Below are 21,809 nucleotides of genomic sequence, written 5' to 3'. Positions count from 1 at the left end.
CGGTCATCACTTCTGTAAACCTCGATTCTACCCTGAGCTGTGCCAAGTTATCCACAGGCTAACAAATTTAGTTGCGTAATATCGGGCTAAATAATTGACACAACAGAAAGAATTTGCTGAAATGACGGGCTTAACACGATTTTCTGTTGCCAGATCCCAAGCCTTTGTGCTGTCGGGGTGGAGATTTTCTGCGATTTCTGGCGGCTCATTTTTTTGGATACACCATGAAACGCACCTACCAACCCTCTGTTACCCGTCGCAAGCGTACCCACGGTTTTCGCGTTCGCATGAAAACTCGCGGTGGTCGCGCTGTTTTGAACGCACGTCGCGCCAAAGGTCGCAAACGTCTGGCTGTATAAGCCATGTCGGGATGCGTGGCCCAGGGCAATAGATCTTTCTAAAGCCCGGCTCCCACGTTACGCATCATGCGTGCCTCCTTTCCAGCTACGGCTCGCTTACATAGCCCCACCGAATACGCGCTGTCACTTAAGGGACAACGCGTAGGTCGCGGGGCTTTGTTCGTGGTCACTCGCTCTCGTGGCGAAGATCCACAGCAAACCGAAGGCGCCCGTTTGGGACTGATCGTCCCCAAGCGCTTTGCCAATCGCGCCGTCACCCGCAATACCATCAAACGTATCTTGCGTGAAACCTTCCGCCACAAACGCGCAGGTTTGCCTAATGCCGCCTATGTCTTTCGGCTGCACAGCAAGGTACCCCAGGTGTCGCTGACCGCCTTAAAGCAACTGGTTCGCACCGAAGCCGACACCTTGTTTGCCAAGGTACGGCCATGATGCGCAAGTTGGCGTCAGCGCCGATCCGCTTTTACCAGTTTTTCCTGAGCCCCTGGATCGGACGAAACTGCCGCTTTACTCCCAGCTGCTCGAACTACGCCTTACAGGCCATTGACATTCATGGCCCGCTCAAAGGGCTCTGGCTCGGTGGTGTGCGTATCTGCCGCTGTAATCCCTGGTGCAAGGGAGGGCATGATCCCGTGCCCGCTCGCACGCCCGAAGACCGCAACACTTTCTAGAATCGTCCTGGTCTGCGCCTTGTTTTTCAAGGCAACCCCCTGTTTGCAGACCAGCTACGTTAAACTGCTAAGCTTTTGCTCAGCTTTATAAATGTGATACAGGCGCTATGGATATCCGACGCACCATCCTTTGGATGATCTTCTCCTTTGCACTGCTGCTGCTGTGGAACAACTGGCAGGAATATAACGGCAAGCCATCGCTGTTTGCCTCTACCCCGGCCACCACACAAGCGCCAGCAGCTTCCGACGAACCTGCCCAAAATGGGGGTGTTCCCGCTGCTCAAGAGCCCACTGCGTCTGCTGCCTTGCCATCGAGCAACAGCGCGGTGTCCGCGACAGCGCAAACCATCGACATTACAACGGACGTCTACAAGCTTGGCTTTAGCACCGAAGGTGCCCAGCTGGTCAAAGCGGAACTGTTGAAATATGGCTCGCCCGAGAATCCTGAACAACCCATGGTGTTGCTGGACAACTCGCCGGCCTCCATCTACCTGGCCCAATCCGGTATTGTGGGCGCCGCCGGGCAGACCCTGCCCAATCACCTGACCCCGTTCACCTTGGTCTCGACCCAGCACAACATGACCGGCGACACGCTGGATGTAGTGTTCGAAGCCACCTCGGACGATGTGAAGGTCACCAAAACCTACACCCTGCACAAGGGTCGCTACGACATTCAGGTTCGTCACGACATCCAGAACAATAGCGGCGCTGCCATTGACCCGCGCCTGTATCTGCAGTTGACCCGCGACGGCAATAACCCACCTGATTCGTCCCGCCTGTACAGCACCTTCACCGGTCCTGTGGTCTATTCCAGCGGCGACAAGTTTCAGAAAATCACCTTCTCGGACATCGACAAGAACAAGGCCAGCTACGCGCGCAACGTCGATAACGGCTGGATCGGGATGGTGCAGCATTACTTTGCAACCGCCTGGGTTCCGGTCCAGGACGTGCAGCGCACCAACGAGATCCTGAAGCTGGGCAACAACCTGTACGCCGTGCGCACGCTGGAATCGGTCGGTTCGATTGATGCCGGCCAAAGCAAGGCTGTGGACGCCTCCCTGTGGGTCGGCCCACAAGACCAGAAAGCCATGTCGCAACTGGCAACCGGCCTGGATCTGGTCGTCGACTACGGCTGGCTGACCATCATCTCCAAGCCTTTGTTCAAACTGCTGACCTGGCTGCACTCCTTGCTGGGTAACTGGGGCTGGGCCATTGTGGCGCTGACCGTGCTGATCAAGCTGGTTTTCTTCCCGCTGTCGGCCGCCAGCTACCGCTCCATGGCCAAGATGAAGCAATTTGCTCCTCGCATGCAAGCGCTGCGCGAGAAGTTTGGCGACGACAAGGCCAAGCTGAATGCCGCCATGATGGAGATGTACCGCACCGAGAAGATCAACCCGCTGGGCGGCTGTTTGCCCATGCTGGTTCAGATCCCTGTGTTCATTGCGCTGTACTGGGTGCTGCTGGGCAGCGTCGAGATGCGCGGTGCGCCGTGGATTCTGTGGATTCACGACTTGGCCGCGCGCGACCCCTGGATGATTCTGCCCGCCATCATGATGGGTACCATGTTCTTGCAGATCAAGCTGAATCCAACACCGCCTGATCCAATGCAAGCCAAGGTCATGATGCTGATGCCTCTGGTCTTTGGTGGCATGATGTTCTTCTTCCCCGCCGGTCTGGTTCTGTACTGGTGCGTGAACAACATCTTGTCCATCGCCCAGCAGCGCTACATCATGGTGCAGATCGAAAAGAACAGCGCGAAAGCCGCCAATAGCTAATTCGTTCTGGCCCAGAAAACCCCGCTACCCTTAGCGGGGTTTTTTTTCGCCTGTTGCTTATACCTGATTGCACTAAACGCGACGGCCTGCCAATAATGCTTTGTCACACCGCACTAAAAACCCGTCTTTGGTCATTTATTAACGTTCCTTGTCTGGCCCGTTCGTAGAAATGTCATTTTATGTGTTTCTACTTACCGCTATGATCAGGAGGAAAGCCCGTCAATATAGCGAAAAGCTATGCGTTCACTAAAATCATTTGATTTAACTATTTCGACCAAGGCCAGTAGACTGATCTCAACTTCTTAAAACGACCCGCCCCCTCAGGTCGGGTCAGCTTCAACGGAGAATCACAATGAGTAAGAAAACCCTGACGACCGCCGCCGGCCGTCCTGTTGAGGAGAACCAGAACTCCATGACGGCAGGCCCCCGTGGTCCCGTCCTGATGCAGGATTATTGGCTGTTGGAGAAGCTGGCTCACTTTGACCGTGAACGCATCCCGGAACGCGTGGTGCACGCCAAAGGCTCGGGCGCGTTCGGCACCTTTACCGTGACGCACGACATCACTCAGTACAGCATGGCCAAGGTTTTCAAGCCAGGCAGCAGCACCCCCGTTTTCTTACGTTTTTCCACCGTAGCTGGTGAAGCAGGAGCCGCCGATGCAGAACGCGACGTTCGAGGATTTGCCATCAAGTTCTATACCGAAGACGGAAACTGGGACCTCGTGGGCAATAACACTCCTGTCTTCTTTATACGGGATCCATTGAAATTCCCTGACTTCATCCATACACAGAAACGCGACCCGCGCAGCCACCTGCGCAATATGAGCGCTGCCTGGGATTTCTGGTCCTTGTCGCCTGAATCCTTGCATCAGGTCACTATTTTGATGAGCGATCGGGGCCTGCCCTGTAACCTTCGCCAACAACACGGTTTTGGTTCCCACACCTACAGCCTGATCAATGACAAGGGTGTGCGCCACTGGGTGAAGTTCCACTTCAAATCCCAGCAAGGCATTGCCAACTACACCAATGAAGAAGCGGCCAAGGTAGTGGGCCAGGATCGTGAAAGCTCGCAACGCGATCTGTACGAGAACATCGAAAAGGGCAACTTCCCACGCTGGGCGCTGCGTATTCAGGTCATGACCGAAGAGCAGGCGCGCAACTACCACATCAACCCTTTTGACGTGACCAAGGTCTGGCCACATGGCGACTTCCCGCTCATCGATGTGGGCATGCTGGAACTGAACGAGAACCCCACCAACTACTTCGCCCAGGTTGAACAAGCCGCCTTTACGCCGGCCAATCTGGTCCCCGGCATTGGGCACTCGCCTGACCGCATGCTGCAAGGCCGTATCTTTTCCTACGGCGACACCCAGCGCTACCGCTTGGGCGTAAACCACGGCCTGCTGCCGGTGAACGCCCCCCGTTGCCCGTTTCACAGCTACCACCGCGATGGCGCCATGCGTACTGGCGACAATAACGGCGGCACGATCAACTACGAGCCCAACAGCCAAGGTGAATGGCAACAGGCTCCCCGCAGCGAACCGCCCCTGGCGCTGGACGGCCAGCCTGCAGACCACTGGGATCACCGGGTAGACGACGATTACTACTCGCAGCCTGGCAATCTGTTTCGCCTGTTCAACGACGAGGAAAAGCAACGTCTGTTCAGCAATATTGCCGATGCCATGGCAGGCGTGCCGACAGAAATCATCGAGCGTCAGCTGGGCCACTTCACCAAGGCAGACCCCGCCTATGGCGCAGGTGTGCGAGCGGAACTGAGCAGACGCGGACAGCTTTAAACCCTGGCCGGGTCTGTAAAGCCCTAAAAAGATCGGCCCCCCGCTCTACAATCGGGGGGCCGATCTTATTTGCACTGGCCCTGCGTTTTCCTACCGAGTCCCACCATGAAATTTGGCTACACCATCATCTATGTTCCTGACGTCGGCCAGGCACTGGACTACTTTAATCGCGCCTTTGGCCTGTCCACCAAAATGTTGCATGAGACCGGGCTGTACGGCGAGCTGGAAACCGGCCAAACGACCCTGTCCTTTGCGGCGGAAATGCTGGCGTACATGAATTATCCAAAGGGTCATTTATCACCGCACGCGTCAGAAGTACCGCTGGGTATCGAAATCGCCCTGGTGTGTGACGACGTACCTGCCGCTCATGCCAAAGCGCTGGCAGAAGGGGGCACAGAACTGGCGCCACCACAGGAAAAGCCTTGGGGGCAGATGGTGTCTTACGTACAGACGCCCGAGCGCATCGTGGTGGAGTTGTGTACGCCGGTGAAATAAACCCATTGCACGCAAAAACGCCCTACACAAAGGCAGGGCGTTTTTTGTTGTGCCTGGTCTGGCACCTTACTGCTGCAAATACCCCGACTCCTTGATGATCGGTCCCCAGGTATCCAGATCCGCCTGAACCGTACGGGCCAGTTCCTGCGCATCGCCCGACTCGGGTCGAAAGCCGATCGGCACAATCGCGCTTTCAATTTTAGGCAGCTTGGCCACTTCATTGAACGCATCCTGGAACTGCTTGACCATTTCCGGCTCCATACCCAGGGGCGCAAAGATTCCCATCCAGCCCGAAGCCTTCAGGTCTCCGTAGCCCATTTCTGCAAAGGTAGGCACATCCTTGAGAATAGGCAGACGTTGCTCGCCTGTAATTCCCAACACGCGAACTGAACCGGCGGCAACATGTTCAGTAATCATGCCCACGGCATCCACCCCAGCAGGGATATGATCGCCCAGCAGGTCATTAATCAAAGGGGCGCCGCCTTTATAAGGCACAGGAGACATCTGGATATCATTCTTTTTGGCGATGCTGTAACCCATGAACTGGGGGGCACTGCCAGGGGCGGGAATACCGTAGTGGCCGTATTTTTCCGGCTCCTTGCGCACCAGCTCCACATACTCTGCCAAGGTATTGGCGGGCGTGGTTTTGCCCACCACAAAGATATGCTCGAATTTGGCGATCACGGCTACCGGCGCAAAATCCTTCATGGGATCGTAGCTGACTGTTTTCACGGTCAGGGGCAGGGTGGTCATCATGTGATTGTTCGCCACCAAAAGCACCGAACCATCCGTGGGCGAGCGCAAGAAGCCTTGAGCCGCAACCTGCCCACCCGCGCCTGCGCGGTTGTCCACCACCACATTGACACCCAGTTTTTCACGCAGTTGTTCGGCATATACACGAGCCACGGCATCTGCCGTTCCTCCGGCCGGGTAACCCACGACCAAACGTATGGTGTCGGGCAACTTGCTGGCCACCGACAGGCCTGACGCCAATGCCAACGCTGTTCCCAGCAAAACCTGCGCCCATTGCTTTTTCATCACTTGTCTCCCTACCTCTAGTTGACGCTATTAAAGTGCTACTACTCGTCCCTTGCCCTGGGCGGCATGGCGGCTTAGCAAAGCAGCTGCCGTCAGCACATCCTCAAATGCCAGTCCCAAAGACTTGAAAATCGTGATCTCTTCATCGTTCATGCGCCCGGCGGCTTCTCCCTGCAAGACAGCACCCAGCTCGTTCAACTCTGTATCCGCGGACAGATAACCCTGCTTGCAGGCATTCAAAAATTCACCCGATTCATTACGGGTCGATTGGGCGCGGTCCACAAACAAGCGACCTGCCGTCATGGTGGGGCCATCCAGCTCACTGCTGGCCGGCGTACTGGAGCCCATGGCGGTGACATGGGTGCCGGGGCGCAGCCATTCACGCTGCAAAACAGGTGTGGCCGAACTAGTGGCCGTAAGCACCAGATCAGACTGGGAGACGGCTTGCGCGGCCGACACCTCAGCAATCAAGGGACAGTCCAGATAAGCCTGGGCTTCTTCAATAAAATGCTGGGCCGACTGGGGCGAACGCGTAATCACAAAGACCTTGCTCAGACGGCGCACCTGCGCGACGGCACGCAACTGCCATAAAGCCTGATGGCCGCCGCCAAACAAAGTCAGCACGCTGGCATCGGGGCGCGCCAGCAAATCGGTTGCCAGGCCGCTGACCGCTGCAGTCCGTAACGCCGTTACGCTGCTGGCATCGACAATGGCACGCGTCTCGCCGGTCAAACCGCTCATCAAAAGTACACAGCCTTGATGAGGGTCTTTGCCCAGGCGAACATTGTCAGGAAACAGCGTACCCATCTTGGCGCCGTACAAGGGCTCGGGATAGATCTCGGGCATATTGATGCAGGCGGGCATCATGCCCAGAAACCCACAGGACAAATCGCTGCGCACAATGGTGCGTAAAGGCTGATCAATACGCCCTTGCTGCAGGGCAATAAAGCCTTGGCGCATCAGGTCAATGGCAGCGCCCATCTCCAGCCCCTCATACACTTCCTGAGCTTTTGCGACATACACATTCAGCGTCATGATTAACCTTGAGTCACAGGCGTAGTGATGTGGCGGACAAAGGTGTCGGTATCCGTATTGGAGCCGCAAAACAGCACGCCCACCCGTTGCCCGGCCAGATGTTTGCGCAAGGGAAACATCAAGGCGGCGGTTGCCACGGCACAGGCCGGCTCGGTGGCCATTTTGAACTCATTGAACAGAAAGTGCATTCCAGCGCGGATCTGGTCGTCGTTGACGGTGACCAGCGTATCGATATTGTCCTGACACACGCGGAAGCTGAATTCGTCAGTATGCGGAGCCATCAGACTATCTGCGATGGAGTGCATCGCGCCAATTTTTTGCGGCTCGCCCGCCTGGCGACTAAGTGCCATAACGTTCGCACCCACAGGTTCAATGCCATAAACCACACAATCAGGCTGCCATAGCTTGACGGCGGCCGAGACACCCGCGGCCAACCCACCACCACCAATCGGCACCAGGACCGCATCCAGCTTGCCCGCTTGCTGCAACCACTCATAGCCCAGCGTCGCAGTTCCCAGTACCGTCGGGTAGGTGCTGAAGGGATGAATGAAGGTCTTTTGTTCGTCCCTTTCAATCTGGCGCACCAGCTCGAACGCCTGCTCGCCGTTATCGGCAAAGACAATCTCGGCCCCATATTCGCGGCACAGGGCTACGCGCGCCGGGCTGGCTGTCTTGATCATGACGGTCTTAGCTTTCACACCCATTTGATGGGCCGCATAGGCCACCGCCACCGCATGGTTGCCGGCCGACACGCAGGTCACTCCTTGCTGGCGTGCGTCTTCGGACAGGCTCAGCAAATTGTTGAACGCCCCCCGTGCTTTGAACGTGCCCGAGGCCTGCAAATGCTCAAATTTGAAATTGACGCCGCTCTCCAGACGCCCGGTCTGATAATCGAACACGGGCGTCTGGCGCACATAGGGGCGCAGACGCTCATGCGCCTGCACCACGTTTTCCTGGGTAACTTTGTCTGTTGTCATGGATTGTCGTTGAAACCGGTTTGTCTGTTTTTTTAAGAAGCGACGGCCTGGCTGCGGATCAAGGCGCGCAAAAACTGCTCGCACTGCTCCACTTGAGCCAGTTCCACGTACTCATCCGGGCGGTGAGCCTGCTCAATATTGCCGGGCCCACAAATAATCGAAGGAATACCGGCCTGTTGAAACAGGCCTGCCTCGGTGCCATAGGCTACTTTGCGCACGGTGTCATCACGTGTCAGTTCCCGTACCAGCTTGGTAATGGCCGCTTGCTCCTCAGGATTCAGCCCGGGGGCGCTGGCCAGCTTTTCCAGCTCTACCAAGGCATCCGGATGCTCGCGGCGCATGGCAGGCAAAACCTTCAGATCGATAAACTCACGGATTTCCTGCAGGATCGGCTCGGGGTCTACGCCAGGCAGGTTGCGATATTCAAATTCAAACTCACACAAATCGGGCACGGTGTTCAATGCAATACCGCCGCGAATCATGCTGGTTTGCAAGGTCGTGAAAGGCACATCGAAATCATGATCGTACGGACCCATACTTTTGTAATCATCGGCCAGATCGCGGATAGCGGTAATGATGCGCGCCGCATGCTCAATCGCGTTCACGCCCTTGGGAGTGAGCGAAGAATGCGCGGCGCGACCATGCACACGGCAGCGATAGGCATTAATGCCTTTATGCGCAACGATGGTACGCATGCTGGTTGGCTCCCCCACCACGCAACCTTCGGGATTGACTCCACGACGCACCAGATCGTCAATCATCACCGGGGCGCCTACGCAACCCACCTCCTCATCATAGGAGTACGCAAGGTGAATCGGCTTGGACAGCCTGGTCGCCAGCATCTCGGGAACCAGTTGCAGGGTGACGCCGACAAAACCCTTCATGTCGCAGGTGCCACGACCATACAGCCGCCCATCACGCACTTCGGCCTTGAAAGGATCGCTGCTCCAGTTCTGCCCATCTACCGGCACCACATCCGTATGGCCGGACAAAACAATGCCGCCGGTGCGGGTGCCATCGGCGGCGGCAATGGTGGCAAACAGATTGGCCTTGCGACCACTGGCGTCATGCGTCAGCACCGTTTCCAAGCCTTGCTGCTGCAAATAAGCTTGCACGTCGTGAATCAGTTCCAGGTTAGATTCCCGGCTTGTCGTATCATAAGCAATCAGTTTTTTTATCCATTCCACCGAGGTAGAGGGATAAGCAGTAGGATCAAACATCGCAGTCATGCCTTCTTTCTCCAGCGTAAAGCGTGTAGTTCTATACAATAGGACAGAGTTTTCTTATAAGAAAATTAATAATATCTATAAGAAAGCCGTTTATTACTTCTTTAGGTTATGACAAAAGACTTAGCCAACCCCGCTCCCAATTTATTAAGCAAAACCGCCATGGGGGCTCGCATACGCGATGAACGCAAACGACAGGGTTTGACCCTGCTTATGTTGGCACGATTGTCCAATGTATCCCTATCCACCCTATCCAAGGCAGAACGTGGCCTGATTGGTCTGAGCTACGAGAAGTTTCTGGCCGTCAGCCGGGCCTTGAAAATGGATCTGTCGGATTTGTTCAAAACGCCGCGCGACCAGAACGAATCGGGGATGGATATTTTGGTAGGACGGGCTTCGCGCACGGTCACCTACCATGCACACCGCTATGAATACGGCATGCTGGCCTCAGAATGGATCAACAAGAAAATGACACCCATGCATGGGCGCGTGCTGGCAGGCAAACCTCGTGATGCCAGTGACTTCAGTCAGCACGAAGGCGAAGAGTTTATTTTTGTCATTGAAGGGCAGTTGACCATGCAGTTTCAGGACGGTCGCCGTCACGTACTGCAAGCGCGCGACAGTATCTACTTCAAGAGCAACCTGGGACACCTGTACTTGTGTGAACACGGAGAAAGCGTGGAAATTCTGGTGGTGTGTGTCAACAACCATTAAGGACCCAGGCGCAGACGACAGGCCACAGCCGCGGTGATGACACTGCCCATCGCTTTTTCAATGGCCTTGAGCTCTGCCAAGTGATCCCAATAGTGGCCTGATTGCCTGATTGCCTGATTGCCTGATTGCCTGATTGCCTGATTGCCTGATTGCCTGATTGCCTGATTGCCTGATTGCCTGATTGCCTGATTGCCTGATTCTCAAGAGCCTAGGCCACTCCCCCATAAACGCACGTATTTCAACCACCTGCACAGGCCTTAGCTCCAAGCCCGAACCGTCCGTCGCCTCCATTACAATACGGTTCTGTTCCGCCTCTTTGATCGATCTGACCATGTCCAGCTCTTCCCCTATTGTGGCTATTGCCACCGCCCCCGGCCGGGGTGGTATTGGTGTTATCCGTGTATCCGGCAAGGAGCTTGATACGCTGATTCAAACCTTGTTTGGTCGTACGCTGCAAGCGCGTCATGCGCACTTTTTGCCCTTCAAGGATGCACAAGGCCAGGCCATCGACGAGGGCATCGCGCTTTTTTTCAAAGGCCCGCACTCCTACACCGGTGAAGACGTCTTGGAACTGCAAGGACATGGCGGACCCGCTGTACTGCGCCGCTTGCTGGATCGCTGCCTGGAAGCCGGCAAGGAGATGGGCCTGCGACTGGCCGAACCCGGCGAGTTTACCCAGCGCGCTTTCCTGAACGACAGACTGGATCTGGCCCAGGCTGAAGCCGTGGCAGACCTGATTGACGCCTCTTCGGAAGCCGCTGCCCGCAGTGCGGTGGCCTCACTGTCCGGCGTGTTCTCCAACAAGGTCAACGCCCTGGCCGACCGGATTATCCATCTTCGCATGCTGGTGGAAGCCACCCTGGATTTTCCCGAGGAAGAAATCGACTTTCTGGAAAAATACCAGGCCGCCGCCACGCTGCAAGGCATTCAGGACGAGCTGGAAAGCATCCTGCAGCATTCGCGCCAGGGGGCGATTCTGCGCGAGGGCCTGCACGTCGTACTGGCAGGCCAGCCCAATGTGGGCAAATCCAGCCTGCTCAATGCGCTGGCAGGCGAAGACGTGGCCATCGTGACCGATATTGCGGGCACCACCCGCGACCGCGTCATGCAGTTGATCCACATTGATGGTATACCCCTGCATATCGTGGATACCGCCGGTCTACGTGAAACCGAGGATACGGTCGAGCGCATTGGCATTGCCCGAACCTGGGATGAAATCGCCAAGGCCAACGTGATCGTGCATCTGCTCGATGCACGCAACCCACAAGACGAACTGGATAGTGCCATTACCACTCGTCTGCCATCGCACGTGCCCGTGCTGCGCGTCTATAACAAGATAGACCTGCTGAGCGCCGAGCAACAGGCTGCCTTGCCTGCCCAGGAAAGCGGCGCCACCGTGCTGCCCATTTCTGCCTGTAAAGATGTCGGTCTGGACACACTGCGCCGCACCTTGCTGGATATCGCAGGCTGGAACCCCGGCAGTGAATCCCCCTGGCTGGCACGTGAACGACATCTGCGGGCCCTGGAACGGGCGGAGTACCACCTGAGCCTGGCCGCAGAACATGCCACCCACAGCGATCAGGTGCTGGATCTGTTTGCAGAGGAACTGCGTCTGGCCCACCTGGACCTGTGCTCGATTACCGGCGAGTTCAGCAGCGACGATTTGCTAGGGGAGATTTTTTCCAGTTTCTGCATCGGGAAGTAATACTGGACCTGCCCCCGGTCGCTCCTGTCCCTATCTGGCATCAGCCTGCGAACTCAGCGCTGTACGAAGCATCTTGGTCCGCTTGAGCCACCAGCAGGGCACAGGGGCGAAACACCTGCAACGGTCTTGTTCCATCCCTGTCGCTGAACGTCCCGTTTTTGCCTCAGTAAAAACCCGACTTTCCCGCTGAATTACACGCTGTCAAAGCCTGTCCTTATCAATCAGGTCTATGCTGAACGTTCCATCGTCTCCTGCGGGAGGACATCATGTGCACAGTCAGCAAATGGGTTTTGATGGCCGCATTACTGCAGGGCGCCTGGACGGCACACGCCCAGCACCTGCACCCTCTGGAGCTGGAGGCCGAGCAGCGCTCCATCTCCCGCCTAAGCGTAGCCCAATGTGTGGATACCGTCAGACAGACGGCTGCAGGGGAGGGGTACCATCAGCGCACTGATCCGAGCATCAACGACGAATTGGGCGTGTATATTGGCGCTGCCCCTTTAGGAGGCGGCTCGCTGGTCGTGTACTGCATTGACCTGAAACCGTCGACCGCCTACATCATTCATACCCGGGCTCAGGTCAGCGCCGAACTCATGTCGCCTCACCAGCTCAATCACAAGATCGCACAGGCATTGACGGTAGCGGCCCAGCCCTGAACACGTGCTGGGCCGGGTCACCGATGCTCGGACCCCGTGAAGAATGCAGCAACGGGATCATGCTGTTCCACTGGCACTGCGGGTGGCGCTTCAAGCCGCCCCCCAGAGCCAGTGGATTGACCTTTATTTCATCAATAAATCCCCGACCTCCATACGAGCTTCGCCACCTAGCTCAATGTCGTCCATGACCTTGTTCAACATGGCATGCGCACTGGACAAGGCACCGTTCAGGCTGGTCAGCTCCGCTTGCACACGTTCCAATTCCTGTTTTTTTTGCGCTTCGCTCAATGTGTCATTGGCCTGAATTCGCTGCAGCTCCATCAACTTTTGTTGAATCTGCTCTTTCAAATCACGGATTCGTTTAAGAATCTCTTTAATGCCATCGGGCAGGGAGCTGTCATCAATATCTTTGTCGCGCTCTATCTTGCTGGCCTGCTGACTCGTCAGGGACAGCTCTTTTCCCAAAGGCGACAAGCTCACGGTAATACGCACCGATGAGTCTACAGCTGCATTTTCATTCTGCCCGGATACTGCCGGGGGCGTCATGGCGGTCGCGTGCAAAGGCTCGGTCACAGGCATAGTTTGTTGATGTACCAACCCCTGCCCACTGATTTCTATCGACATAGTTTCCTCTCTTTAACACTTTATCCCTTAGAGGTTACGGCTGACCGAGCGTAAATCTTTACCGTCAGGGTCCAATCAGATGTTGCGCCATTTACTCAATCGCCTCCGTCGTCAGCGAAATAAGTAGCAAAACAAGACACTTTTATTTACTTTTATACGGAAAGTGCCTTCTACCTTTCGTCCCCCTTTCCTTGGATCCAATGAACTTCAAAATCAAAGCACTACTGGGCCACACCCTGTTGGCCTTGAGCTGGGCCAGCAGCACGCATGCCTACGAAACAGAATTCATTTTGAACAAGCAAGGCCAGCAGGCCTTTGAGTTACGAATCTACGGGCCTGATGATGGGGGCTACGATACGACTGAACAAACAGACCCCCGTGTTTCCCCCCGCGATATTGACGAGAATGGCAGACTGAAAATCCGGGCTGCGCTGGAACGCTGGGCTGAGATCATCGATCTGCCGGCCAACTACACGCCAGCAGTCATCAATCTTGGCACCATGAACGGCAAGAACGCCAACGCATATGGCGCATCTCTGACCAGCCCCTCCAACCCTCATTTCACCTTATCGGCCTTGCAGGCACGCTTACAAGGCATCTTCCCGGGCTCTCCCGACAACCCCGACGCTGTTATCGGGGTTGGAGAACTGGATCTGGATACCGCCCCCGTCACCCCCAGCCAATTGCCCATCACGGGCAAAGTGGACTACAACGCCGTGATTTTCCACGAGTTGGCCCACGCTTTAGGGATCAGCAACACGGTGGCGGACAACTTGGCTGAAAACAGCAACGACCCGCCCGACCCCTATTTTCTGAACGATCTGAGCCCATGGGCCTTGGGTTTGCGCGACGATCAGGGCCGCGCACCCACCCCAGGGCAAAAAATCCTGTGCTCCGTGTGCAGCAATCCTTACGAGCCCAATGCCTTTGATCTGCGCCAGGACAACGGGTATTTCACCGGCAGCCATGTGCAAGAGGTGCTCAACGGCGCTATGCCGGGCATCCCCGTCAGCATCCTGAACTACCATGACAAACCGCAGTACGGGGTAGACCGCAACTACATGAGCCACACGGAGCTGCGCAACAGCCTGATGAGCCACCAGACTTATCGCAACTACGTGAATCTGATGGAAGCCGAAATCGCTGCCTTGCAGGATATTGGTTTGAATATTGATCGCCGCAATTTCTTTGGTTATTCGGTCTACGGCAACGACATCACCCTGACCAACACGCAGGGCTACTTTGCACGTAACCAAGCAGGCACTGCCTACCTGCCTGGCCAATACAACAGGGCCACGCAGGGTCTGGGCCTGCATATTTATGGCGAACGCAACACCATCACCCAGGCAGCGGACCTGCTCAGTGCGGGACCCGGGGGCGTAGGTGTACGTGTCGATGGCAGCGAAAACACCCTTATCATCCCGGACGCTACCCGAATTCATGCGCTGGGAGCGTATGGGCGTGGCCTGCAATTTAGCTATGGACGTCATCACCATATTGTCCAGAAAGGCGAAGTCCGGGCAGACGGTCAGGATGGCATCGGGACCTTGTTTGATTTTGGCCAGAATGCCATGGGAAGCGACGATGAGTATCACGGCTCCTGGCTCGTCGAGTCGGAAGGGCAAGGTCTTGCTGTACCAACGATTTTGCAAGGCGCGTTGATTAAGCGGTATGACCTGTCGGGCACCTTGTCGGGCCGGAAGGCGGCCATCCATATCGCGGACAATGCCTGGGTGCAAAACATCCATGTTCTGCAGGGCGCAACCATTACAGGCGACATTACTTCTGATTACAATCGCCGTGACGCCAATGGGGACCTGTTGCTGACCCGTATCAGCTTTGGACAGAAGGCCGATGAGAACGGCCGCGCTACCGCCAATGCCGACCCCGATTTCCAGATGCGCTATGACGGCAATATCAAAGGCCTGAACAATCTGGCGGTCGTCATCGCCGGGGGCGCCACATCCTTGAATGGAGAACATGAGCTGTATGGCCTGCGTGTCGATCAAGGTGCGACCTTGTACGGCCATAGCCAATTTATCCTCAATCCCGAATACAACTTCACGAATAACGGCACGCTCAGTCCAGGTAACTCTTACGGGACCATGACGATCAAGGGCAATTTTGTCCAAGGTGCCCAGGGCCGGATTCTGGCGGAAGCATCCACCACCCAGAACGACCGTATTAACGTACAGGGTGTGGCTCAGCTCGATGGTGAACTGCAGGTGGACTTGCAACCGGACTGGTATCAGAACGGCTGGACGCTGGATCAGAACAAGGTGTTCACCGCCAGTCAGACGCAAGGGCAGTTTGCCGTGTACAGCGCAACCCTGGCCTCTCCCTCCTTGCAGGTACAAAGCACCGACACGGGCTGGACCGTCAGCCGTCATCAAGATGCCTATTCGCAATATGCAGCCTCGCCCAATGCTGCCGCAGTGGGCCTCAGCCTGGCACAGGCCTCCTCAGACACGCAAGCTCTAGCAGCCGTGTATCAGGCCATGGACTTCTCGCGTGCAGATGGCAGCGATATTGGACTGGCATTGGATCAGTTAAGCGCAGGTGCCTACGCCGCTCAAACCGCTGCCTCCTTGCGCCGTGAACAGCTGGTGTCCGAACAACTGCGTCAAACCAGGGGCAACACCCACAGTGGCTGGCAAAGCTTCATCCACACGTACGGCGGTCGCTATCACTGGCAATTAGGCAGCAACGATGTGGACCACCGCAGCGAAACCTATGGCGTCATGCTGGGGGCTGAACATCGTGCTGAAGGCAGTGACTGGAGCCTGGGCATACACGGCAATGCCAACGAGCAACACGTGAATATCGACGCCCCCTTCCAAGCCAAGAGCAAGTTGACCGGCCTGGGTCTGGGCATCCATGCCCGCTACCGTGACGATACTCAGCCAGGCTGGAACGGCCTGGCTAACGTACGAGTGGGCATGGAGCAGGGCAAGATGAACCGCACTATCAGCGTTGCGGGCTATCAAGCGCGCCCCGCGGCGGATTGGACCGGTCATGCCCTCTCGGCAGGCATACAGACCGGATACAACTGGGCTCTGGGCGAGAGCGGCAGCATCGGCCCCGTTCTGGCCCTGGATTACATCCATTACCGTCGTCCCGGTCTGGAAGAAGAGGGGGATGCCGCCAGCCGTCTACGTCTGGATTCCAGCCGTCAGCAAGCCTTGCAGGCCTCAATCGGGCTGACCTTGCGTCAAAACTGGGACCTCAGACAGGATCGCCAACTGCACACGTCCGTCTCGCTGGCCTGGGAACAGGCCTTGCTGCACCGCCATCAAACCCAGCAGGCCGCTTTTGCCAGTGCTCCGGCCGTCGGCTTTGAGGGTCGCTATGCACGGGTGGATCGCCATGCCTTGTCACTGGGAGCCAGCGTCAGCCTGCAGCAAACCGAACGCTTGCGTGTAGGACTGTCGGCCCAGACCCGTTTATGGGGTGACAGCCGTGCCGATATAAACGGCAAACTGTTCCTGAACTGGATGTTCTAGGCTCGCCAAAATGTAAGAGGCCGACTATTAGTCGGCCTTATTCAACGCTATGGGAGCGGGTTGAACCCGTTTCATCCCAGACCATCGATCCACAAAGACATGTTGACCGGGAATCAGCACCCGCGTCTGGCGACGCCACCAGGTCCCGCTGGACACCTCGATCGATCCAGCCATGACCGTAAACTTCATCTGATTATTATCCAGCCAGGCAGAAAACTGCGCCTGATTACTACGTGCCTGCGCAAAACTGGTAAATACCGTTACACTTTTCTGGGCTTGATCCGCCAATTGCAAGGTGAGCTGACCACGCAGCAACTGCACATTCAAGCGGTCCTCATACTCTCGCAGCTCAAGTGCGGAGTCGGGCCCCAATAACAGCACCAGTCCATCCGCACGCTGCTCCAGCGCTTGCTCGCCCGACACCAGATGCGCTTGTCGCAGCACCCGCTCGGGCCAGGAAAAAAAGACCGTCAACACCAGCGCCAACAATAGCAAAGCGCTCAGTAAGACCCGGTGATAGGGCTTGAGTACGATGACCTTATCCGCCGAGCTTGCCAATAAACGACGGATCTCATGCTCAGGGGCATCCAGACTGGCGTCACAGAAGTAACAAATATAGCGATAAGAACGTTCGTTTTCTGGATTGTCACGGCGCCAATCCTCAAACTCACGTAATTCGGCCGCCGTCGCTTCACCCGAGTTCAAGCGAGTAAACCAGTAAGCAGCTTGGGCGTGAGCCTGCGTATGCTCCAGCAGATCTCCCTGATATGTCGTCATAGCGGCATCTAACCTTGTCCAGTTAAGCCAGCAATAGGGTGGGCCGGGGTCGGCAGATTCGCTCCTGCTCAAAACACCACGACCGCCAAAGCGAAACAATCGTCACCACCTCTGTGACTGTTCATTTTGAAAACGATACGTTTTTATTTTATACAAACGCTTCAAAAGCTTACAGTAACTCAAATTTGAGGCAGGCAAAACGAATTCGCCTTATTTAATTGCACTGACAGCCGAAAAAATGACACTTAAAGCTAAAGAAAATCGAACTGCTGTCGTTACTTAATGAAATTCGTCCAAAATTTCTCCACCCGGCAACGCATGAATGCGCTCCTGTGTCGGGACTGAATCCCCTTGGGCGGGCACTACCGCCTTCAATAAAAGCGGCCATTGCGGAAAAAGCCGATAGTTGGGGCTGGAAAACTGCGTTCCCACCGGATAGGTGAAACCACCCCATTGTGTTTCCTGTGCCAATTGGGCATGCGACAAATAAAGCAGTTTTTGATGTTCATCGACTGCCAAGTAGGCACGCTCCAGGGGCAGACTCCAGGCGCTGAGCTGCAACCCTTCCGCCTCCACACGAAGCAACCAGCGATCCTGATCTCGCTCTCCATTGGTATACCGTGTCCCTTCAGGTCTGGCTTGCACCCGAGTCCCCTTGGGCAAAGCCAGAACCAAATCCGGCGCTGAACTCAGATTGAACGCGGCAGCGTAGGGACTCCAGGCAGTAATCCGGTTACCTTCGGCCAAGACACAGCTAGCAAGTCGAAACCCACCCTCAGCCAGTGGATCTTGTTGCATTTCAACGACTTGGCTACTGTCACAAAGCCACCCCTCCAACTCCACGTCCCGCGCCAGCTGCATATGCCAATGGGAATCAGCCAGATCCGGTCGGGGGCGCTCAAAAGACAGGACGGGAGCCTTGGCCACCCCCACCGCCTCCGGGAAACGGGCCCAGGCCACGCTATCCGGGTCTCCCCATACCGCCAGCTCCAACTGGGTACCAGCAGGCATCAGAAGACCAGCAAAGCGACCGGTCTCTTTTAAAACATGTTGACGGCTGGCCAGCTCACGTTCCTGCTCTTTTTTGTATTGATACACCGTCCATTGAAAAAAACCGTAGTAAGCGGCCAAGGCTATCAGGGCGATCCAGCACAAAAGGCGCGGCCAGGGATTACTTTTGAAATTAACCCGACGCCGGGGCTGGACTACGAGCAAAACACCCCAAACCAGTACGATCCCCCACGCAAGCGGCCCGAGCGTAATAATCACCAAAAGAAATAGAGAAATCGGTGCAACAGGAATCATAAGAGCTCAGAAATATAAAAACCGCCCCTCAAGGCGGTCTACGAAATAGGGGACTTTATGCTGATAAGCACAATACCAGCTCAACAGACATTCGACCGGCGCTCCAACAGGCCGGTCGAATAAGCTCATGCCACGAGACGGCCACTTACTTTCCTTCAGGCCACATTAATATGCCCTTCCAGATACATAACGGCCTGACCTTTCAAAAACACACGATCTCCATTCAAGGAGCAATCGAGTACCCCACCGCGTGCAGAAGCCTGGTAAGCCATCAACTGCGTTTTACCCAGGATAGGCGCCCAATAGGGCAACAGGGCGCAGTGAGCCGAACCCGTCACCGGGTCCTCATCAATGCCATGACCTGGGGCGAAAAAGCGGCTGACAATATCAAATCGCCCCGACCCTTTTGCGGTCACAATACAGCCGTCCAATCCGCAAGCGAGCAGAGCACCAGCATCCACCTGCAATTGGCGAACCTGCTCCTCGGACTCAAGAACAGCCAAATGGGTAAAGTCATTGCGCCATAACTCGATAACCCTGGCTCCCAATGCCCGCTCCAAATCAGGGCTATCTGGCACACGGGTGACCGGGCGTGCTGGCAAATCCATCACATAGCTGGACGCATCACGACGCACGGTCAACGCACCACTTTGAGTATGAAACACGACCTGGCTGTCATTTGGACGCAGACTGCGCAGCACAACCGCCGCACTGGCCAAAGTGGCGTGCCCACATAAAGGCACCTCTACCGTAGGAGTAAACCAGCGCAAACGGAAATCCTCGCCTTGTGGCGCCAAAAAAGCGGTTTCAGCCAGATTGTTTTCCTGCGCAATCGACTGCAGCAGGGCGTCGTCGGGAAACTCAGAGAGCAACACCACGGCAGCGGGGTTACCCGCAAACAATGTGTCGGTAAAAGCATCAAGCTGATATATGGGTAAGCGCATCCCGCCTCCAGTCATGGAATCGACAATGAGCCTACTGTATAGAAAAAAGGGCTTCTTGGAAGCTGGGCAGGACAAGCAATAGGGATATTGTTTTTAAACCGTCTATTTCTCTTATTGATGTACTGACCCTGAGACCTGCAGCTGTTTGGGTTCCATAAGCGGAACACACTAGCCAAAAAACTTAGCGGTTCGCTATTGCCAGCCTATTTTTTGTTATCGAGCTGTATCGCGCAGACTGCGACACAACTTCACCTGATCCCTTAAACATTTGCCGCTTCCAGCAGGCAGGCGGAAAGGCGATCAAAGTGCAATAAAGCAGCCTGGCTCAAATCCACTTGCTTGCGACGCGTATCCTCGGTGTCACTCAGGACGATCCAGCCCTTCTCGCGCATGGACTTAAGGCGTGTGTGAATGGTCGCGGGCGAACCCAGCCTTTCTACGGCCATGACATCGCGCACCGACAAGCGCAAGGAGTCTTTGGATGCCTTGGCAACCAGCACCAGAATACGCTCTTCGAGCGGGTCCAGGCAGGGCAGGCAGGGCAAGGTATGCAGCGAATCGGCGAGCTGCAAAAAACGCATATAAATATCAGCAGGTCTGGTGGCAGTTTTCATAACAAAATCGTTATTCCTTTAAGAGCCGCTACCACAGCGTCTTTTCTAGAAATAAGTTCTGGTTATTATTGTTTTTATTCCGATCAGGCAAAGCAAAAAACAAGCCTGCTTTATGGCCCGAATGATTGGAATGAGTTTCCGTGCTTATCACGCACATAAAATTAAACGCTTAAGACCGAACCGGAGCTTCAGCCGGAAAAAGGTCTTGAGTCGGGCGATTTAACAGGAATTTTATCAGATCAGCCTTTGATTTAGCCTGAACGAGCAAGGACGGAGCACACGAAATTGTAAGAAGGTGCAGTCGAGTATGAACTTCGTAAGCCGCCTCACATTAAACGGCATTAAGAGACTTAACTTCACAGATAAAGATAGTTACAAAATACAGAGCTGGCGATATAAACCTCGATTTCAAACCTATTTCTCCTCCCGTGAGTGGACCGCCCACAGACAGTAGCCAAGATCTTTGGCCACAAAACTTTCAGACCGATAAAATGGGACGAGCAGGCTGCTGAGCGCCTCCCGTGCCCCCTCAGATCACTATAAAATCTGGAACGATAAGAAATGATTCTTCACCTTGAGACGCCCCTTATTTATTCACACGCCTTAAGCGATCAGCTCGGCAAGCAGATCTGGTTAAAAATGGACGCCTTGCAGCCGAGTGGATCTTTCAAGATTCGGGGTATCGGTCATTTATGCCAGCACCACGCCCAACAAGGCAAACAACGCTTCGTCATTGCCTCTGGTGGCAATGCGGGCATTGCGGTAGCTTATGCCGGGCGTAGGCTGACCATCCCCACGCTGGTCATCGTCCCAGAAAGCACCAGTGAACACGCCAGACGGTTGATTCAACGGGAAAAAGCCGAGCTGCATGTCGTGGGCAAGAACTGGCAGGAAGCTCATGACTACGCCTTGACCCTGGCTCAAGAAGGCGACGCATTTATACATCCCTTCGACGATCCTTTACTGTGGCAGGGACACGCCAGCATGATCGCAGAGGTGGCGCAGATGGGTATACAGCCCGATGCCGTGTTGCTGGCCGTAGGCGGCGGTGGCCTGCTAAGCGGGGTTGCTCAGGGCCTGCAGGAACAAGGCTGGGACAAGACCACGATCATTGCAGTCGAAACTCAGGGCACAGCAAGCCTAGGAGAGTCCGTGCGACAACGTCAACACATCACCCTAAATGAAGTAAGTGGTGTAGCGACCTCGCTAGCCGCCCCCAGGGTCTGCGATCAGGCCTATGCCGTCAGCCAATCCCATCCCACCACCTGCGTCCAGGTCAGTGACGCACAGGCTGTCAGCGCGTGCCTGCGCTTTCTGACTGACCATCGGGTCCTGGTGGAACCAGCATGTGGCGCGGCCCTGTCCACGCTGTATCTGGACCACGAAGCACTGGCTCCTTACAACAACATTCTGGTGGTGGTATGCGGCGGGAACACCATGACGCTGGAGCAACTGGTGCAATGGCGAGCAACCCCCTGAGCCGGCACCAAGCACCCTCAAAAAAGTATTAGAACGAGGACAAGAAGAGCCCATTTAAAAAACAATCATTTTTTTATAAAAAAATCCCACTCCATGATTTCTCGAAGAGTGGGATTT

Annotated in this window: 20 protein-coding genes; 11 read left to right on the top strand and 9 right to left on the bottom strand. The window is 55.6% G+C overall.

Features of this window, described 5'->3' with window-relative positions:
* The first annotated feature begins 224 nt into the window (after nucleotides 1–224).
* The 6 genes from rpmH to FE795_RS17135 all read left to right on the top strand — a co-directional run bounded on the left by rpmH (nucleotide 225) and on the right by FE795_RS17135 (nucleotide 5,095).
* Nucleotides 225–359, top strand: a complete 135-nt coding sequence (gene rpmH, locus FE795_RS17160) for a 50S ribosomal protein L34 (RefSeq protein ID WP_003800771.1) — start codon at nucleotides 225–227, stop codon at nucleotides 357–359.
* A gap of 66 nt (nucleotides 360–425) precedes the next feature.
* A complete protein-coding gene (rnpA, locus tag FE795_RS17155) occupies nucleotides 426–791 on the top strand; it encodes a ribonuclease P protein component (protein WP_003800772.1) in 366 nt (121 codons plus the stop codon).
* On the top strand, nucleotides 788–1,030 hold the full coding sequence (yidD, locus tag FE795_RS17150; RefSeq protein WP_035269485.1) for a membrane protein insertion efficiency factor YidD: 243 nt from the start codon (nucleotides 788–790) through the stop codon (nucleotides 1,028–1,030). Before rnpA ends, yidD begins: the two co-directional genes overlap by 4 nt.
* Before the next feature lie 107 nt (nucleotides 1,031–1,137).
* Nucleotides 1,138–2,805, top strand: coding sequence for a membrane protein insertase YidC (gene yidC, locus FE795_RS17145; RefSeq protein ID WP_003800774.1), 1,668 nt, complete (start codon nucleotides 1,138–1,140; stop codon nucleotides 2,803–2,805).
* A 352-nt stretch (nucleotides 2,806–3,157) separates the two neighbouring features.
* Nucleotides 3,158–4,600, top strand: coding sequence for a catalase (locus FE795_RS17140; RefSeq protein ID WP_219235382.1), 1,443 nt, complete (start codon nucleotides 3,158–3,160; stop codon nucleotides 4,598–4,600).
* A 105-nt stretch (nucleotides 4,601–4,705) separates the two neighbouring features.
* On the top strand, nucleotides 4,706–5,095 hold the full coding sequence (locus tag FE795_RS17135; RefSeq protein ID WP_003800776.1) for a VOC family protein: 390 nt from the start codon (nucleotides 4,706–4,708) through the stop codon (nucleotides 5,093–5,095).
* Nucleotides 5,096–5,161: 66 nt separating this feature from the next.
* Here FE795_RS17135 and FE795_RS17130 read toward each other — a convergent pair whose 3' ends face one another.
* The 4 genes from FE795_RS17130 to argE are packed head-to-tail and all read right to left on the bottom strand — an operon-like array spanning nucleotide 5,162 to nucleotide 9,374.
* Nucleotides 5,162–6,133: a tripartite tricarboxylate transporter substrate-binding protein gene (locus FE795_RS17130; RefSeq protein WP_059318432.1), complete on the bottom strand. Its 972-nt coding sequence runs from the start codon at nucleotides 6,131–6,133 to the stop codon at nucleotides 5,162–5,164.
* Between the two features lie 30 nt (nucleotides 6,134–6,163).
* Nucleotides 6,164–7,168 (bottom strand): ornithine cyclodeaminase family protein, encoded by a 1,005-nt coding sequence (locus FE795_RS17125; protein WP_003800779.1) that lies wholly within the window; start codon nucleotides 7,166–7,168, stop codon nucleotides 6,164–6,166.
* Nucleotides 7,169–7,170: 2 nt separating this feature from the next.
* Nucleotides 7,171–8,145, bottom strand: coding sequence for a threonine ammonia-lyase (locus FE795_RS17120; RefSeq protein WP_219235379.1), 975 nt, complete (start codon nucleotides 8,143–8,145; stop codon nucleotides 7,171–7,173).
* A gap of 32 nt (nucleotides 8,146–8,177) precedes the next feature.
* Nucleotides 8,178–9,374 carry an acetylornithine deacetylase gene (gene argE / locus FE795_RS17115; protein ID WP_003800783.1) on the bottom strand — a complete coding sequence of 399 codons (1,197 nt, stop codon included), beginning with the start codon at nucleotides 9,372–9,374 and terminating at the stop codon, nucleotides 8,178–8,180.
* Between the two features lie 108 nt (nucleotides 9,375–9,482).
* On the opposite strand from argE, the gene FE795_RS17110 reads away from it, so the two are divergent.
* The 3 genes from FE795_RS17110 to FE795_RS17100 all read left to right on the top strand — a co-directional run bounded on the left by FE795_RS17110 (nucleotide 9,483) and on the right by FE795_RS17100 (nucleotide 12,446).
* The gene (locus FE795_RS17110) at nucleotides 9,483–10,085 is read left to right on the top strand and encodes a helix-turn-helix domain-containing protein (protein ID WP_230406229.1); all 603 of its coding nucleotides are present in this window, start codon (nucleotides 9,483–9,485) and stop codon (nucleotides 10,083–10,085) included.
* Nucleotides 10,086–10,416: 331 nt separating this feature from the next.
* On the top strand, nucleotides 10,417–11,790 hold the full coding sequence (gene mnmE / locus FE795_RS17105; protein ID WP_219235377.1) for a tRNA uridine-5-carboxymethylaminomethyl(34) synthesis GTPase MnmE: 1,374 nt from the start codon (nucleotides 10,417–10,419) through the stop codon (nucleotides 11,788–11,790).
* 266 nt (nucleotides 11,791–12,056) lie between these two features.
* Entirely contained in the window at nucleotides 12,057–12,446 is a 390-nt protein-coding gene (locus FE795_RS17100) for a DUF6180 family protein (protein ID WP_059318433.1), read from the top strand.
* A 123-nt stretch (nucleotides 12,447–12,569) separates the two neighbouring features.
* Here FE795_RS17100 and FE795_RS17095 read toward each other — a convergent pair whose 3' ends face one another.
* Nucleotides 12,570–13,070: a hypothetical protein gene (locus FE795_RS17095; RefSeq protein ID WP_230406228.1), complete on the bottom strand. Its 501-nt coding sequence runs from the start codon at nucleotides 13,068–13,070 to the stop codon at nucleotides 12,570–12,572.
* A 200-nt stretch (nucleotides 13,071–13,270) separates the two neighbouring features.
* Here FE795_RS17095 and FE795_RS17090 point away from each other — a divergent pair, with 200 nt between their 5' ends.
* Nucleotides 13,271–16,573: an autotransporter outer membrane beta-barrel domain-containing protein gene (locus FE795_RS17090; protein ID WP_219235375.1), complete on the top strand. Its 3,303-nt coding sequence runs from the start codon at nucleotides 13,271–13,273 to the stop codon at nucleotides 16,571–16,573.
* Between the two features lie 27 nt (nucleotides 16,574–16,600).
* On the opposite strand, the gene FE795_RS17085 is transcribed toward FE795_RS17090, so the two are convergent.
* From FE795_RS17085 to FE795_RS17070, 4 genes are all read right to left on the bottom strand, one after another.
* The gene (locus tag FE795_RS17085; protein WP_059318436.1) at nucleotides 16,601–17,350 is read right to left on the bottom strand and encodes a DUF4880 domain-containing protein; all 750 of its coding nucleotides are present in this window, start codon (nucleotides 17,348–17,350) and stop codon (nucleotides 16,601–16,603) included.
* Nucleotides 17,351–17,629: 279 nt separating this feature from the next.
* The gene (locus FE795_RS17080) at nucleotides 17,630–18,505 is read right to left on the bottom strand and encodes a hypothetical protein (RefSeq protein WP_219235373.1); all 876 of its coding nucleotides are present in this window, start codon (nucleotides 18,503–18,505) and stop codon (nucleotides 17,630–17,632) included.
* Between the two features lie 305 nt (nucleotides 18,506–18,810).
* Nucleotides 18,811–19,599 (bottom strand): PhzF family phenazine biosynthesis protein, encoded by a 789-nt coding sequence (locus FE795_RS17075; RefSeq protein WP_131071106.1) that lies wholly within the window; start codon nucleotides 19,597–19,599, stop codon nucleotides 18,811–18,813.
* Nucleotides 19,600–19,859: 260 nt separating this feature from the next.
* On the bottom strand, nucleotides 19,860–20,213 hold the full coding sequence (locus tag FE795_RS17070; RefSeq protein WP_003800802.1) for a hypothetical protein: 354 nt from the start codon (nucleotides 20,211–20,213) through the stop codon (nucleotides 19,860–19,862).
* A 561-nt stretch (nucleotides 20,214–20,774) separates the two neighbouring features.
* Here FE795_RS17070 and FE795_RS17065 point away from each other — a divergent pair.
* Nucleotides 20,775–21,692, top strand: a complete 918-nt coding sequence (locus tag FE795_RS17065) for a pyridoxal-phosphate dependent enzyme (protein WP_059318439.1) — start codon at nucleotides 20,775–20,777, stop codon at nucleotides 21,690–21,692.
* The last annotated feature ends 117 nt before the right edge of the window (nucleotides 21,693–21,809 follow it).

It is taken from the genome of Alcaligenes ammonioxydans (assembly GCF_019343455.1).
Classification (GTDB): Bacteria; Pseudomonadota; Gammaproteobacteria; order Burkholderiales; family Burkholderiaceae_B; genus Alcaligenes; species Alcaligenes ammonioxydans.
Note: the sequence above shows the minus strand (reverse complement) of the source record. Positions and strands in the feature narration are given on the sequence as shown.

Bases quoted from the DNA above. Each gene is read 5' to 3' on its own strand.
- rpmH (WP_003800771.1), top strand. From the start codon at position 225: ATGAAACGCACCTACCAACCCTCTGTTACCCGTCGCAAGCGTACCCAC.
- rnpA (WP_003800772.1), top strand. From the start codon at position 426: ATGCGTGCCTCCTTTCCAGCTACGGCTCGCTTACATAGCCCCACCGAA.
- yidD (WP_035269485.1), top strand. From the start codon at position 788: ATGATGCGCAAGTTGGCGTCAGCGCCGATCCGCTTTTACCAGTTTTTC.
- yidC (WP_003800774.1), top strand. From the start codon at position 1,138: ATGGATATCCGACGCACCATCCTTTGGATGATCTTCTCCTTTGCACTG.
- FE795_RS17140 (WP_219235382.1), top strand. From the start codon at position 3,158: ATGAGTAAGAAAACCCTGACGACCGCCGCCGGCCGTCCTGTTGAGGAG.
- FE795_RS17135 (WP_003800776.1), top strand. From the start codon at position 4,706: ATGAAATTTGGCTACACCATCATCTATGTTCCTGACGTCGGCCAGGCA.
- FE795_RS17130 (WP_059318432.1), bottom strand. From the start codon at position 6,133: ATGAAAAAGCAATGGGCGCAGGTTTTGCTGGGAACAGCGTTGGCATTG.
- FE795_RS17125 (WP_003800779.1), bottom strand. From the start codon at position 7,168: ATGACGCTGAATGTGTATGTCGCAAAAGCTCAGGAAGTGTATGAGGGG.
- FE795_RS17120 (WP_219235379.1), bottom strand. From the start codon at position 8,145: ATGACAACAGACAAAGTTACCCAGGAAAACGTGGTGCAGGCGCATGAG.
- argE (WP_003800783.1), bottom strand. From the start codon at position 9,374: ATGACTGCGATGTTTGATCCTACTGCTTATCCCTCTACCTCGGTGGAA.
- FE795_RS17110 (WP_230406229.1), top strand. From the start codon at position 9,483: ATGACAAAAGACTTAGCCAACCCCGCTCCCAATTTATTAAGCAAAACC.
- mnmE (WP_219235377.1), top strand. From the start codon at position 10,417: ATGTCCAGCTCTTCCCCTATTGTGGCTATTGCCACCGCCCCCGGCCGG.
- FE795_RS17100 (WP_059318433.1), top strand. From the start codon at position 12,057: ATGTGCACAGTCAGCAAATGGGTTTTGATGGCCGCATTACTGCAGGGC.
- FE795_RS17095 (WP_230406228.1), bottom strand. From the start codon at position 13,070: ATGTCGATAGAAATCAGTGGGCAGGGGTTGGTACATCAACAAACTATG.
- FE795_RS17090 (WP_219235375.1), top strand. From the start codon at position 13,271: ATGAACTTCAAAATCAAAGCACTACTGGGCCACACCCTGTTGGCCTTG.
- FE795_RS17085 (WP_059318436.1), bottom strand. From the start codon at position 17,350: ATGACGACATATCAGGGAGATCTGCTGGAGCATACGCAGGCTCACGCC.
- FE795_RS17075 (WP_131071106.1), bottom strand. From the start codon at position 19,599: ATGCGCTTACCCATATATCAGCTTGATGCTTTTACCGACACATTGTTT.
- FE795_RS17070 (WP_003800802.1), bottom strand. From the start codon at position 20,213: ATGAAAACTGCCACCAGACCTGCTGATATTTATATGCGTTTTTTGCAG.
- FE795_RS17065 (WP_059318439.1), top strand. From the start codon at position 20,775: ATGATTCTTCACCTTGAGACGCCCCTTATTTATTCACACGCCTTAAGC.